Raw genomic sequence first — 13,048 nt, 5'->3', positions numbered from 1 at the left:
TATAACTCATTTTTGAACAGAGGTGAATAGTATGTACGATTTTAATAAAAAAAGAAATCAGAAGGTGGTTGCTATAGTGATAATAGTGGTTATAGCAGCGATGCTTGTGACAACATTTGTGTCAAGTCTTGTATAGCTTTTCTTGAAATATGGAAAAAATATGATAATATGATATAAAATGCAGTTCAGTTAAGCGGATGACAGGGGCGCTTTTAACAGCCTCAGGAAAAGGAATCGGAAATGAAGATTAATAAAAAAGCATTATTACTGGGTACAATGGCATTTGTGCTTGTGGCAGCATCAGGCATGGTAAGTGCATATGCAAGCGGTTCGTCAGGCACAAAGAAGGCAAAGGTACAGACAATTACAGAGGGTGTGTGCATTGGCAGTGTGGATGTAGGCGGTATGACAAAGGAAGAAGCAAAAAAAGCAGTTGATGCCTATGTTGACAGCATAAAGGATACATCCTTTTCATTAAAGGGCGCCAATGGTTCCTTTGATGCAACAGCACAGGAAATGTCTGTTTCGGCGGACAGTGATGCAGCGGTGGATGAGGCTCTTTCAGTGTGCCATGAGGGCAGCCTGATTGACAGATTTGTGGAGTCAGAGGAGCTCAAAAAGGGCAATGTTGCCGTCAAGATGTATCTGTCGGTTGATAAACAAAAGACTGCAAATATGATTTATGATAAGAGCGACGAGCTCAATATAAAGGCAGTTGACAATTCGCTGCAGAGAAACGGCGACAGCTTCGATTTTGTTCCGGGACAGGAAGGCAAAGAGGTCGATGTGGTAAAATCAGTCTATGCTATAAATGACTTTTTGCAGAATAGCTGGGATGGCTCGGCGAATGAGATAGAGCTGGTCACAAATACGGTTCAGCCGAGGGGTTCAAAGGAAGAGCTCTCAAAGATTAAGGATAATCTGGGAGGCTTTTCTACCGATTTCAGCAGCTCGGCAGCAGGGCGTGCAACCAATGTAAAGAACGCATGCAGCCTGATAAACGGCAGTGTCATATATCCGGGGGAGCAGTTCTCGGTTTACGAGGCTATCAGCCCTATCACAACTGACAACGGCTATCAGATAGCAGGCGCATACGAGAACGGTCAGGTAGTTGACTCGGTAGGTGGAGGTGTGTGTCAGGTTGCGACCACTCTCTACAATGCGGTTATAAGGGCTGAGCTTGAGATAGTGCAGCGCTACAACCATTCCATGATAGTAAGCTACGTAAAGCCATCTGACGATGCGGCAATCGCAGGTACCTACAAGGATCTTAAGTTTAAAAATAATCTGGACAATCCGGTGTATATAGAGGGCTATTGCAGTGGAGGAATTATTACCTTCAATGTGTACGGAGTGGAGACGAGACCCGCAAACAGGGAAATTTCCTTCAGGAGTGAGACACTTTCCGAGGAGGATCCGGTCACGCAGTTTAATTTTGATGCAGGTCAGCCGGTCGGTTATTTCAACACCGAGCAGTCTGCACACAAGGGAGTGACCGCAAGGCTATGGAAGACGGTCACAGTTGATGGAACAGTGCAGAGCGATGAGGTATTCAACAACAGCAAGTACAAGTCATCACCGAAAATCGTGACGGTTGGTACAGCAGGAGCATCAGCGGAGGTTGTTGCGCAGCTTCAGGCGGCGGCAGCGGCTAATGATGAGGGCTCGGTTAAATCCATTGCTGCGTCTGCGGCAGCAGCGGCTCAGGCAGCACAGGCTCAGGCAACCCAGACACAGGATCCAAACGCGGCAGCTCAGACACAGAGCGCGCAGACACAGACTACAGATCCGAATGCAGCAGGGCAGACACAAGGTGCTCAGACACAGCTGACAGACCAGAATGCGGCAGGACAGGCACAGGGAGCACAGACGCAGTAAATGCCCGCAGGTAGTTGTTTCTGATGTAGTTATTTGCAATCAATGCACCGGGCTGCAACAGTATACAAAACATATTATTATTAGGAACAGGAAAACACATGAAAAACGGTAAAATATCAGAGTCGGTTTTAAAGCGCTCTGTCTTAAAACAACTTCATACCAAAAGCGACAGAATACTTTTTAAACCGGCAGTAGGTGAGGACTGTGCGGTGATTTCCATGCAGGCAGGCGGCAAAACCAAGTTAGTTACTGCTACTCAGACGTTCACACTTGATGTATCGGATAAGCATGTGCGTGCTAACTGCGCAGTTTATGATGCATTGAACAATATTTATGCCATGGGGGCAGACCCTGTTGGGATAGAGCTGGCACTGCTTGTACCTACCACAGAAAACGAAGCCGTGCTTCGCGAGACGGTGAGAGCGATTGATGCTGTATGTGAGAAAGCAGGCATTGTGGTGCTTGGCGGACATACACAGGTGAGCCGTGCGGTGAAGAATATCGTGGTGACAGTTACAGCAATAGGTGAGGCCTATGAGCAGGCGCTTACACCATCATCGGCAGCAGCACCGGGCATGGACGTAATAGTGACAGGCTATGTGGGGCTTGAGGGCACCGCAATTCTTGCAAATGAGAAAAGAACCGAGCTTGAAACGAGATTTTCCAAGGCATTTATAGATAAATCAGCAGCATATATAGACCATATTTCCACAGCAATGGAGGCTGCATCCGCGATTGGCGCCGGTGTGGCGGCAATCCATGACGCTTCGCAGGGAGGCATCTTTGGAGCACTCTGGGATATGGCAGAGGCTTCGGGAATTGGTCTTGACATCGATTTAAAGAAGCTCCCTATCAGGCAGGATACGATTGAAATAAGTGAATTTTTTGACATAAACCCGTATAAGCTTTTGTCAGGAGGAAGTCTGATAATCATAGCTGCAGATGGTACACGCGTGGTCAGAGAGCTTGAGAAAACAGGACAAAATGCTGTTATAGTCGGTGCTACAACCGATTCAAACGACAGAGTGCTGATTTCCGGCGAGGAGAGACGATTTTTGGAGACTGCCCAGACTGACGAGATATACAAGGTTTTCAACTAATATATTTGAATCAGGAGAATATATATCATGAGAGAAAAGATATTAACATTTATAGAGAAAAACAGCAGGATAAACCTGAAGGAGCTTGCAATCATGCTTGGTGTGGATGAGGCAAGTGTGGCAAACGAGATTGCTGCTATGGAGCAGGAGAATGTCATCTGCGGATATCACACACTGATTGACTGGGACAAGGCAGGCCTTGAGAAGGTCACAGCCATGATAGAGGTCAGAGTGACACCACAGCGCGGCATGGGCTTCGACAAGATTGCCGAGCGTATATACAACTATCCTGAGGTGAAGTCTGTATACCTTATCTCAGGCGGCTTCGACCTCATGGTCACACTCGAGGGCAAGACTCTGCGCGAGGTATCACAGTTTGTGACAGATAAGCTTTCTACACTGGATCAGGTGCTTTCGACAAAGACAAACTTTATTCTGAAGAAATACAAGGATCATGGAACTATCATGGCGGCACCTGTCAAATCCGATGAAAGGGGAATTATGTCATAATGAGAGACCCTTTATCCAGTACCATAAAGACTATCCAGCCATCGGGCATCCGTAAGTTTTTTGATATAGTGAGCGAGATGAAGGATGCGATATCGCTCGGAGTAGGTGAGCCTGATTTTGACACACCGTGGCATATCAGGGATGAGGGCATATATTCCCTTGAAAAGGGACGCACCTTCTACACCTCAAATGCCGGACTCAAGGAGTTAAAGATTGAGATTGCAAAATATCTCGACAGAAGATACGGCATGACATATGATTACAACAAAGAGATCATGGTAACTGTCGGCGGCAGCGAGGCTATAGATATCGCACTGCGCGCCATGCTCGATGCGGGAGATGAGGTGATTATCCCGCAGCCAAGCTATGTTTCATATGTGCCATGTACTGTGCTGGCAGGTGGCACACCTGTGATTGTGGAGCTCAAGGAGGAAAATGATTTCAGGCTGACAGCCGAGGAGCTTGAGGCTGTTATCACTCCAAAGACAAAGATACTTATCATGCCTTTCCCTAATAACCCTACAGGCGCTATCATGGAAAAAGCAGACCTTGAAGCAATTGTTCAGGTGGTTAAGGAGCATGATCTGTTTGTGATAAGTGACGAGATTTATTCGGAGCTTACATATGTGGATAAGCATGTGTCTATAGCATCGTTTCCGGGAATGAAGGAGCGCACAGTGCTCATAAACGGTTTTTCCAAGGCATATGCCATGACAGGTTGGAGGCTTGGATATGCATGTGCACCTGAGACCATTTTAAAGCAGATGCTAAAGATTCATCAGTTTGCAATCATGTGTGCGCCGACCACGAGCCAGTATGCGGCTGTCGAGGCTATGAAAAACGGTGATGAGGATGTTGCACAGATGAGGGAGGAATACAACGGCCGCAGACGCTATGTGCTTCACCGCTTTAAGGAGATGGGGCTTAAGTGCTTTGAGCCTTTCGGAGCTTTTTATGCGTTCCCAAGCATCAAGGAGTTTGGCATGAACTCCGATGAGTTTGCCACAAAGCTTCTAAATAGCAAGAAGATTGCCGTGGTTCCGGGAACTGCATTCGGAGAGTGCGGTGAGGGCTTTTTACGTATATCATATGCATATTCGCTTGATGATTTAAAGGAGGCGCTCGGCCGCATTGAGGAGTTTGTCACAGAGCTTCGCGCCGGGATGGATAATAAATAGTTTAAATTGACAGGAGACAAAATGGCAAAGCTGAACATAGTGTTACATGAGCCGGAAATTCCGGCAAATACGGGAAATATCGGAAGAACCTGCGTCGCGACAGGCACGAGGCTTCATCTTATAGAGCCGCTTGGATTCTCACTTTCAGAGAAGGCACTAAAGAGAGCCGGAATGGATTACTGGAAGGACCTCGACGTCACCACATATGTGGACTGGGAGGATTTCCTTGAGAGAAATCCGGGCGCAAAGATATATTATGCGACAACAAAGGGCAGACATGTGTACTCTGATGCTCATTTTGAGCCAGACTGCTATATTATGTTTGGCAAGGAAAGCGCAGGCATTCCGGAGGAGATACTAAAGGAGCATCCGGATGAGTGCATCAGGATACCGATGATAGGTGAGACAAGGTCACTTAATTTGTCAAATTCAGTAGCTATCGTGCTCTACGAGGCATTGAGACAGAATAATTTTGATCATATGAGGCTTGAGGGAGAGCTTCATCACCTGAGCTGGGATGACTAAATCAAGCGGCAAAGTGCATATTTTTGGCAGCTATTTTGGCTTTAACAGCTATGATAATTGTAAATACGGTAGATTTTTAGGAAAAAGAAATGGGCATAATTAAAACAAGCAAATTAGTACATGAATTTATACGAAGAGACGAGGAAGGCAATGTAGAGTCAATCACTACAGCACTCGACAACGTAAACCTCGACATAAAAGAGGGACAGTTTATTGCAATCCTCGGTCACAATGGTTCAGGAAAATCAACTCTTGCAAAGCATATCAATGCACTTCTTGCGCCGAGCGACGGCACCATATGGGTGGATGGCATGGATGTGTCAAAGGAAGAGAATGTCATACCTGTCAGGAAAAGTGCAGGTATGGTTTTCCAGAATCCCGACAATCAGATTATCGCCAATGTCGTGGAGGAGGATGTGGGCTTTGGACCTGAGAATATCGGTGTGCCGACAGATGAAATCTGGCAGCGCGTGGACTATGCACTAAGGGCTGTCGGTATGACAAAGTACCGCACACATTCACCGAACAAGCTCTCCGGAGGACAGAAGCAGCGTGTGGCAATCGCGGGAGTTGTGGCAATGGAGCCAAAATGCATAGTATTTGACGAGCCTACAGCCATGCTTGACCCAAACGGCCGCAAGGAGGTCATAGCCACAGCACATGAGCTCAATAAGAAAAAGGGCGTGACCATCATTCTCATCACCCATTACATGGAGGAGGTGGTCGGCGCAGACCATGTCTATGTCATGGAAAAGGGTAAGGTGGTCATGGACGGCACACCGCGTGAGATTTTTTCAAGGGTGGACGAGCTGAAGGAACACAGGCTTGATGTGCCGCAGGTGACACTGGTAGCTGATGAGCTCAAAAAGGCAGGGCTTGATATCCCTGATGGAATCCTGACGAGAGAAGAACTTGTAAATGCGCTTGTTGCGCTGAAAAACAGATAGGCGGGAGAAAATATGTCAATAATTCTAGATCACATAAACTATTGCTACAGTGCCGACTCAGCCTACAAGGTGCAGGCACTTAAGGATGTAAGCCTTGAGATAAATGATGGAGAGTTTATTGGAATAATCGGTCACACCGGTTCGGGAAAATCCACACTTATCCAGCATATGAACGGCCTTTTGAAGGCGACAAGCGGTCATATATACTACAATGGACAGGATATATATGATAATGATTATGATTTAAGCAAGCTGCGTCACAAGGTGGGGATGGTGTTCCAGTATCCGGAGCATCAGCTTTTTGAGACAACCAACTTTGAGGATGTATGCTTTGGACCGAAAAATCAGGGGCTCGATAGAAAAACAGTGGAGCTAAGAGCCTATGAGGCACTGCAGAATGTACATTTTCCGGAGGATCTCTACTATCAGCCGCCATTTGATTTGTCCGGAGGACAAAAAAGGCGTGTAGCCATAGCAGGAGTACTTGCAATGCACCCTGACGTACTCATACTCGATGAGCCGACAGCGGGACTGGATCCTGCGGGCAGAGATGAGATACTGGGACTGCTTTTACAGATGAAAAAGGATCTAGGTATTACAATCATACTCGTATCACACAGCATGGAGGATGTTGCGGAGTATGTGGATCGCATCATTGTTATGAATTCAGGAGAGGTGATGTTTGACGGAGTGCCGAAGGAGGTATTCTCACACTACAAGGAGCTCGAGGCAGTCGGACTTGCAGCACCGCAGGTCACATATCTGATGCATGATCTGGCGGAAAAGGGTATACCGGTTGACCTTTCGGCAACGACAGTTGCGGAGGCGAGGGACTCAATACTAAAAGCCTTTAAATAGCTCACCAATGCTGACATTTTGATACAAATTATGAGGAAGGAATACAAAAATGATTCGTGATATTACCATAGGCCAGTATTATCCGGCTCAGTCGCCAATACATAAACTGGACCCAAGAGTAAAGCTTTTCGCAACACTTATATATATTATTGCGCTGTTTTCCTACAAGGGAATAGCCGGTGTGCTGTTTATAGTTGCCGCGCTTGCCGCAGTTATAAAGATTTCGAAGGTGCCCTTTAAGTTCATGGTAAAGGGACTCAAATCCATTATAATACTGCTGCTTTTTACAGCATGCTTCAGCGTGTTTTTCACACAGGGAGAGTACACAATCTGGGAGTACGGTATACTGCACATTTCTGACACCGGACTGATAAATGCAGCAACCATGATGATACGACTTGTGCTGCTCATTATAGGAACCTCGCTCATGACACTCACCACCACACCAAACCAGCTCACGGACGGTCTTGAGAAATCACTGGGCTTTTTAAACAAAATACATGTTCCGGTGCATGCGATAGCCATGATGATGTCGATAGCGCTTCGTTTTATTCCAATCCTTATTGAGGAGACGGACAAAATAATGAAAGCACAGATGGCAAGAGGAGCTGATTTTGAGCATGGAAATATCATAAAAAGAGCAAAGAGCATGGTGCCTCTTTTAGTGCCTCTTTTCGTATCGGCATTCAGGCGTGCGGATGACCTCGCAATGGCCATGGAGGCCAGATGCTACAATGGTGGAGAGGGCAGGACAAAGATGAAGCCGCTCGTATATGAAAAGGACGATAAAATAGCATATCTTTTCATATTTGCTTTTTTAGCGGTTGTGATAGTGCTTAGAATCCTTCTGCCGGTGAATCTGGGCAATCTTATTTTCAGATAGTGAAATAGATAGTGCAGGCAAAACAGGAGAGATATATGCGTGTAAAAATGATTGTAGCCTACGATGGCACAAATTACTGCGGCTGGCAGATACAGCCAAACGGCATAACAATTGAGCAGGTATTAAACGAGCACCTGAGCCGCCTGTTAAAGGAGGATATAAAGGTGACAGGAGCAAGCCGCACCGATGCGGGAGTGCATTCACTTGGAAATGTGTGTATGTTTGACACCAATACCCGCATGCCGGCGGAAAAGATATCGTATGCACTGAATCAGAAGCTGCCGGAGGATATAGTGGTGGTCGATTCCTGTGAGGTAAGCGATGATTTTCATCCACGCTTCTCAAAGAGCCGTAAAACCTATGAATACCGCATATTAAATGCGAGGTTCAGAAATCCGACACGCAGGCTTGACACATATTTCTATCATTATCCGCTTGACACAGAAAAGATGAGTGAGGCTGCAAAATATCTTATAGGAGAGCATGATTTTGCAAGCTTCTGCTCGGCAAACTCGCAGGCACAGACCACAGTCCGCACGATATATGACTGTACGGTGTCAAAGGCCGGTGACATCATCACAATACGTGTGACAGGAAACGGCTTTTTATACAATATGGTGCGCATAATCGCAGGAACACTTGTGAAGATAGGTGGAAGCGATATGCCGGCCGATGCGATGAAGGACATAATAGCCACAACAGACAGGGCAGCAGCAGGTCCTACAGCCCCGGCACATGGGCTTACAATGATAGGACTCAAGTACGAGTAACAGCTTTAGATTTTTAATATTATATTAAGATTTTTGGAATATCAGTTTTTAGCTTCAATAATAGGCTATAATGTTGTTACTGTTAATACACGGTACGGTAAAAAGAAGCTTGGAGATGAAGACGGTTATGAGAATTACAAAAGCAAAAGAGAAAATTATAAAAAACAAAGCCATAAACAGCACAGACGAAGGAAAAGGCAGACACCGTAAGGTAATCCGTACAGGAGCGTTTGCTTTGGTATTTGTCGTGCTGTTTTCGTTTGTCTCGACATTTTTTAAGATGACGGATGCTGTCAATATTGCGACTATAGAGGGCTTTTATAAGGAGCCGAAGAACACAATTGATGTGATGATGATAGGAGCCAGCGAGGTATACGCTGATTACAGTGCAACCGAGGCTTGGAAGAATTATGGATACACATCATACTCGCTTGGGGTATCAGGAGTGCCCGGCAGCCTGTACAAATCAATGCTCAGAGAAGCTCTCACCAGACAGCATCCGAAGGTTGTGGTTTTTGAAGTGAATGGCTTTTTACAAAATGACAGCTATTACGACAGGACGGTAAAGCTGCATAGCTGGATAGACAATATCCACAATAAGGAAAACAGGCTTGATACAATAAAAGAGATTGTGCCAAAGGATGAGCAGGATAACTTTAGAAACCCTTTAAAGCTATATCACAGCAATTGGAAGGATATTGACAAATGTGCACACACCTTTGCCACAAGAGTTGGAATGTATTTTGCAAAAACATCATGCATGAAGGGATTTTCATCTATTGCAAAATATTCCGATTGTCCATCAGGCAAGCAGAAAAAGCTCTACTTTACCGACAAGAGCAGAGCGTATATGACTGATCTGCTTGAGTATTGTAAAGCACAGGGGGTGGAAAAGGTGCTTTTTGCGAGGTTCCCTCATGAGAAGGAGATAAAGAATCCGCAGGTGCTTTGTGACGTGAAGGAGCTGGTGGAGTCTTATGGCTATGACTTTGCGAGCTTTGAAGGCGATAAGGAATTTATCGGAATCAATGAGAGGGATGATTTCTACAATTCAGAGCACCTGAATATAAATGGAAGCCGCAAATTCACTGCATTTATGGGAAAATATCTGTCTGATAATTACAGGCTTAATGCAGACCACTCACCGGAGCTTCAGAGTGCATGGGGCGAGTGCGCAAGGCGCGCTGACAAGGTGATAAGTGCCTGCGCAAAGGATACGGATCTGAGTCTGGGCAATCATTATTTTGAGATGTCCGTTTATCTGCCTTATAATTTTTCATCAAGCCTTGCGACAAATAAGGTGGCAGATACGAACAACGATGCAAAGCCTGTAAATGAGTTAAATACCCCGGTTAAAAAATAGCATGATAGTGTATGGACTTTAAAATAAATACTGCCTGTTAATTAAAGTATGTCTGGCAGTATTACTTTAGAAAATAGATTTGGAGTAAATAAAATGGAACTCATTTCATTAAAATATGCGATATTTGTAATAGCATTGCTTGTACTATATTATTGCTTTCCGAAGAAATACCGCTGGTATGTGCTTCTGGCGGGAAGCATGGCATACTATGTGATTATATGTAAGTGGTATGTGCTTTTTATCATTTTCACAATATGCACCACCTATGGCTCAACAATATGGATTGACAAGCTGTTAAAGAAGCAGAATGCCATCGTAAAAAGCCACAAGGAGGACTGGGACAGGCAGACCAGAAAGGAATACAAGGAAAAGGGCAGAAAAAAGAGAGTGGCAGTCATGCTTTTTGCGCTGCTTTGCAATTTCGGCATTCTGGCATTCCTTAAATATATACCATATGCGGGGGAGCTTGGACTTTTGCTTCCACTTGGCATATCCTTCTACACCTTCCAGTCCATGGGCTATGTGATGGATGTATACAGGGAAATTGTCGAGCCTGAAAAGAATTTCCTTAAGGTAGCGCTGTTTGTATCATTTTTCCCTCAGATAATACAGGGACCGATTGCGATATATGATAAACTTGCGGGACAGCTTTACGAGGGACATTCCCTGAGACTTGAAAATCTGCAAAAGGGTGCGCTTCTGGTGCTCTGGGGAGTAATGAAAAAGCTTGTGATAGCAGACCGCGCGGTAAATATCATCAATTTTGTGATGGATAAGCCGATGGATTTTTCGGGCACCTATGTATTTTTTGCGGCAGTAGTGTATGCGCTGCAGCTATATGCGGATTTCTCGGGAGGAATCGATATAGTGCGCGGTATTGCGGAGATGTTTGGCATAACAATGTCAACAAACTTCAATCATCCGTATTTTTCGCGCTCACTCACAGAGTACTGGCACCGCTGGCATATGACTCTTGGAGACTGGTGCAGAAACTATATCTTCTACCCACTTTCAATCTCAAAGCGTTTCCTGAACTTTGGCAAATGGCTAAAGCCGAGATTTGGTGCGCATATCAGTAAGGTGCTTCCGGGCTGCATCGCGAGTGTCATCACATTTATCGTCATCGGAGTATGGCACGGTGCCAATATGAAATACCTGTATTTCGGACTTTGGAACGGCATTGTAATCATGCTTGCAGAGCTTTTTGCTCCGGTAAACAAAAAGGTGGCAGGCGGCTTTTTTAAGCTGACCGGCCTCAGGGAAAAGGGTATATTTGCAACGATTGTATCAGTGCTTTGGACCTTTATGCTCATACTGGTAGGCTACTATTTTGATATAGCTGCAAATGCGTCGACTGCATTTCACATGCTTTTTAAATCAGTCACGGATTTCCATATCAGCGAGCTTGGAATAAACAACATCATTTTAAATCTCGGAGCATGCGGACTGGACGAGTACGATATACTTTTACTTATAATATGTACTCTGCTGTGGTTCTTTATCAGCTTCGTTGAGGAAAATAAAAAGCTCGATATGCGCGATTTCATACTTTCAAGAAAGCTGCCGCTTCGCTGGGCGATAATATATCTTGGCATCTTTATAGTAATAATATTCGGTTACTACGGACCGGGAGTGAATCCGGCTGATTTTGTATATATGCAGTTTTAAAAAAAGTATAAACATAAAGAAAAACTTAAAGGAAAAGTTTCAAGAAATAGCTTAAAGAAAAAGCTTAAAGAAAAAGCCGAAAATAAGGGTAAAAAACACTTGACAACAGCCGGTTACGCAAGTATAATATCTAGGTCTGTGAAAGTAGATAAATGGAAGCCAAAGCCCCGGCAACCATTTAGTATAGATAATGATAGTCATCTGAGATGGAACAGAGGACTATAAGATGTCAAAAAGGAAGTGGCGTCCGGACATACGCGATTTCAAGAGGCATCGGCATTAAAAGTAATCGAATCATTTAAGGAGGAAAACCGATGAAAACATTTATGGCTAGTCCTGCTACAATCGACAGAAAATGGTACGTAGTAGACGCTGAAGGTAAGACATTAGGACGTTTAGCATCAGAAGTTGCTAAAGTATTAAGAGGAAAGAATAAAGCAATCTTTACACCACACATTGACACAGGTGATTATGTAATCGTTGTCAATGCTGACAAGGTTAAGGTTACTGGTAAGAAATTAGACCAGAAGATTTACTATCATCACTCAGATTATATCGGTGGTATGAAAGAGACAACATTAAGAGAGATGATGAACAAGCACCCAGAGCGCGTTATCGAGTACGCTGTAAAGGGAATGCTTCCAAAGGGACCTCTTGGACGTCAGATGTATACAAAGTTATTCGTATACGCTGGACCAGATCACAAACATGCAGCTCAGAAGCCTGAGACATTAGAGTTTTAATAGGAGGTAAAGTAAATTGGCTACTACAAAGTATTACGGAACAGGAAGAAGAAAATCATCTGTTGCTAGAGTATATTTAGTACCTGGAACAGGAAAGATTACAATCAATAAAAGAGATATCGATGAGTACCTTGGTCTTGAGACATTAAAGGTAGTTGTTCGCCAGCCATTAGTTGCAACTGAGACAGTTGACAAGTTCGACGTTTTAGTTAACGTTCGTGGTGGTGGATACACAGGACAGGCCGGAGCAATCCGTCATGGAATCGCTCGTGCACTCCTTCAGGTAGATTCAGAGTACAGACCGGTTCTTAAGTCTGCTGGATTCTTAACACGTGATCCACGTATGAAAGAGCGTAAGAAATACGGTCTCAAAGCAGCTCGTAGAGCTCCACAGTTCTCTAAGAGATAATTCAACCGAATATCAAAAGAACATCAAAACCCTTGGAAATCCAGTATTTTCAAGGGTTTCTTTATGTCTGAATTTGGAGAAAGAAAATATATAAATATAGAAAACCTTTGATTCCTGCATTAGCGGGTACAAATGGCTTGTAAAAATACATATATTGTGATAACGTAAGGGCGTATGAATGTCAGCGATTTTTGAAGACAGGCATTACAAATAATG

The 13,048-nt window shown here is 44.5% G+C and carries 13 protein-coding genes; all 13 read left to right on the top strand.

The genetic code is table 11. The features are described 5' to 3' along the window. Positions 1–240 precede the first annotated feature (240 nt). Positions 241–1,878, top strand: coding sequence for a VanW family protein (locus EUBREC_RS13510; protein ID WP_012743761.1), 1,638 nt, complete (start codon positions 241–243; stop codon positions 1,876–1,878). A 98-nt stretch (positions 1,879–1,976) separates the two neighbouring features. Beyond that, positions 1,977–2,978 (top strand): AIR synthase related protein, encoded by a 1,002-nt coding sequence (locus EUBREC_RS13505; protein WP_012743760.1) that lies wholly within the window; start codon positions 1,977–1,979, stop codon positions 2,976–2,978. A gap of 27 nt (positions 2,979–3,005) precedes the next feature. Further along, positions 3,006–3,488, top strand: a complete 483-nt coding sequence (locus tag EUBREC_RS13500) for an Lrp/AsnC family transcriptional regulator (protein ID WP_012743759.1) — start codon at positions 3,006–3,008, stop codon at positions 3,486–3,488. Further along, on the top strand, positions 3,488–4,666 hold the full coding sequence (locus tag EUBREC_RS13495; protein ID WP_012743758.1) for an aminotransferase class I/II-fold pyridoxal phosphate-dependent enzyme: 1,179 nt from the start codon (positions 3,488–3,490) through the stop codon (positions 4,664–4,666). Before EUBREC_RS13500 ends, EUBREC_RS13495 begins: the two co-directional genes overlap by 1 nt. 21 nt (positions 4,667–4,687) lie before the next feature. Further along, positions 4,688–5,191, top strand: a complete 504-nt coding sequence (locus EUBREC_RS13490; RefSeq protein ID WP_012743757.1) for a tRNA (cytidine(34)-2'-O)-methyltransferase — start codon at positions 4,688–4,690, stop codon at positions 5,189–5,191. A gap of 89 nt (positions 5,192–5,280) precedes the next feature. After that, complete coding sequence (locus EUBREC_RS13485; protein ID WP_012743756.1) at positions 5,281–6,138, top strand: energy-coupling factor transporter ATPase; 858 nt, start codon at positions 5,281–5,283, stop codon at positions 6,136–6,138. Between the two features lie 12 nt (positions 6,139–6,150). After that, complete coding sequence (locus tag EUBREC_RS13480) at positions 6,151–6,996, top strand: energy-coupling factor transporter ATPase (protein WP_012743755.1); 846 nt, start codon at positions 6,151–6,153, stop codon at positions 6,994–6,996. Positions 6,997–7,045: 49 nt separating this feature from the next. Next, the gene (locus tag EUBREC_RS13475) at positions 7,046–7,879 is read left to right on the top strand and encodes an energy-coupling factor transporter transmembrane component T family protein (protein ID WP_012743754.1); all 834 of its coding nucleotides are present in this window, start codon (positions 7,046–7,048) and stop codon (positions 7,877–7,879) included. A 35-nt stretch (positions 7,880–7,914) separates the two neighbouring features. Then, positions 7,915–8,649: a tRNA pseudouridine(38-40) synthase TruA gene (gene truA / locus EUBREC_RS13470; protein ID WP_041254239.1), complete on the top strand. Its 735-nt coding sequence runs from the start codon at positions 7,915–7,917 to the stop codon at positions 8,647–8,649. A gap of 127 nt (positions 8,650–8,776) precedes the next feature. Then, positions 8,777–10,012, top strand: a complete 1,236-nt coding sequence (locus tag EUBREC_RS13465; protein WP_041254675.1) for a hypothetical protein — start codon at positions 8,777–8,779, stop codon at positions 10,010–10,012. Positions 10,013–10,105: 93 nt separating this feature from the next. Then, positions 10,106–11,680, top strand: coding sequence for an MBOAT family O-acyltransferase (locus EUBREC_RS13460; RefSeq protein ID WP_041254237.1), 1,575 nt, complete (start codon positions 10,106–10,108; stop codon positions 11,678–11,680). A 314-nt stretch (positions 11,681–11,994) separates the two neighbouring features. After that, positions 11,995–12,423 carry a 50S ribosomal protein L13 gene (gene rplM, locus EUBREC_RS13455; protein WP_012743749.1) on the top strand — a complete coding sequence of 143 codons (429 nt, stop codon included), beginning with the start codon at positions 11,995–11,997 and terminating at the stop codon, positions 12,421–12,423. 16 nt (positions 12,424–12,439) lie between these two features. Next, a complete protein-coding gene (gene rpsI, locus EUBREC_RS13450; RefSeq protein WP_012743748.1) occupies positions 12,440–12,832 on the top strand; it encodes a 30S ribosomal protein S9 in 393 nt (130 codons plus the stop codon). Positions 12,833–13,048 lie beyond the last annotated feature (216 nt).

The organism is Agathobacter rectalis ATCC 33656 (assembly GCF_000020605.1).
In the GTDB taxonomy this organism is placed as follows: Bacteria; Bacillota; Clostridia; order Lachnospirales; family Lachnospiraceae; genus Roseburia; species Roseburia rectalis.
The sequence above is the reverse complement of the archived record's forward strand: the minus strand, read 5'-3'. Positions and strand labels throughout refer to the sequence as shown.

What these genes read in the sequence shown, in the direction of transcription:
- truA (WP_041254239.1), top strand. Translation starts at nt 7,915, where the DNA reads ATGCGTGTAAAAATGATTGTAGCCTACGATGGCACAAATTACTGCGGC.
- EUBREC_RS13505 (WP_012743760.1), top strand. Translation starts at nt 1,977, where the DNA reads ATGAAAAACGGTAAAATATCAGAGTCGGTTTTAAAGCGCTCTGTCTTA.
- EUBREC_RS13490 (WP_012743757.1), top strand. Translation starts at nt 4,688, where the DNA reads ATGGCAAAGCTGAACATAGTGTTACATGAGCCGGAAATTCCGGCAAAT.
- EUBREC_RS13465 (WP_041254675.1), top strand. Translation starts at nt 8,777, where the DNA reads ATGAGAATTACAAAAGCAAAAGAGAAAATTATAAAAAACAAAGCCATA.
- EUBREC_RS13510 (WP_012743761.1), top strand. Translation starts at nt 241, where the DNA reads ATGAAGATTAATAAAAAAGCATTATTACTGGGTACAATGGCATTTGTG.
- EUBREC_RS13475 (WP_012743754.1), top strand. Translation starts at nt 7,046, where the DNA reads ATGATTCGTGATATTACCATAGGCCAGTATTATCCGGCTCAGTCGCCA.
- rplM (WP_012743749.1), top strand. Translation starts at nt 11,995, where the DNA reads ATGAAAACATTTATGGCTAGTCCTGCTACAATCGACAGAAAATGGTAC.
- EUBREC_RS13480 (WP_012743755.1), top strand. Translation starts at nt 6,151, where the DNA reads ATGTCAATAATTCTAGATCACATAAACTATTGCTACAGTGCCGACTCA.
- EUBREC_RS13495 (WP_012743758.1), top strand. Translation starts at nt 3,488, where the DNA reads ATGAGAGACCCTTTATCCAGTACCATAAAGACTATCCAGCCATCGGGC.
- EUBREC_RS13485 (WP_012743756.1), top strand. Translation starts at nt 5,281, where the DNA reads ATGGGCATAATTAAAACAAGCAAATTAGTACATGAATTTATACGAAGA.
- EUBREC_RS13460 (WP_041254237.1), top strand. Translation starts at nt 10,106, where the DNA reads ATGGAACTCATTTCATTAAAATATGCGATATTTGTAATAGCATTGCTT.
- EUBREC_RS13500 (WP_012743759.1), top strand. Translation starts at nt 3,006, where the DNA reads ATGAGAGAAAAGATATTAACATTTATAGAGAAAAACAGCAGGATAAAC.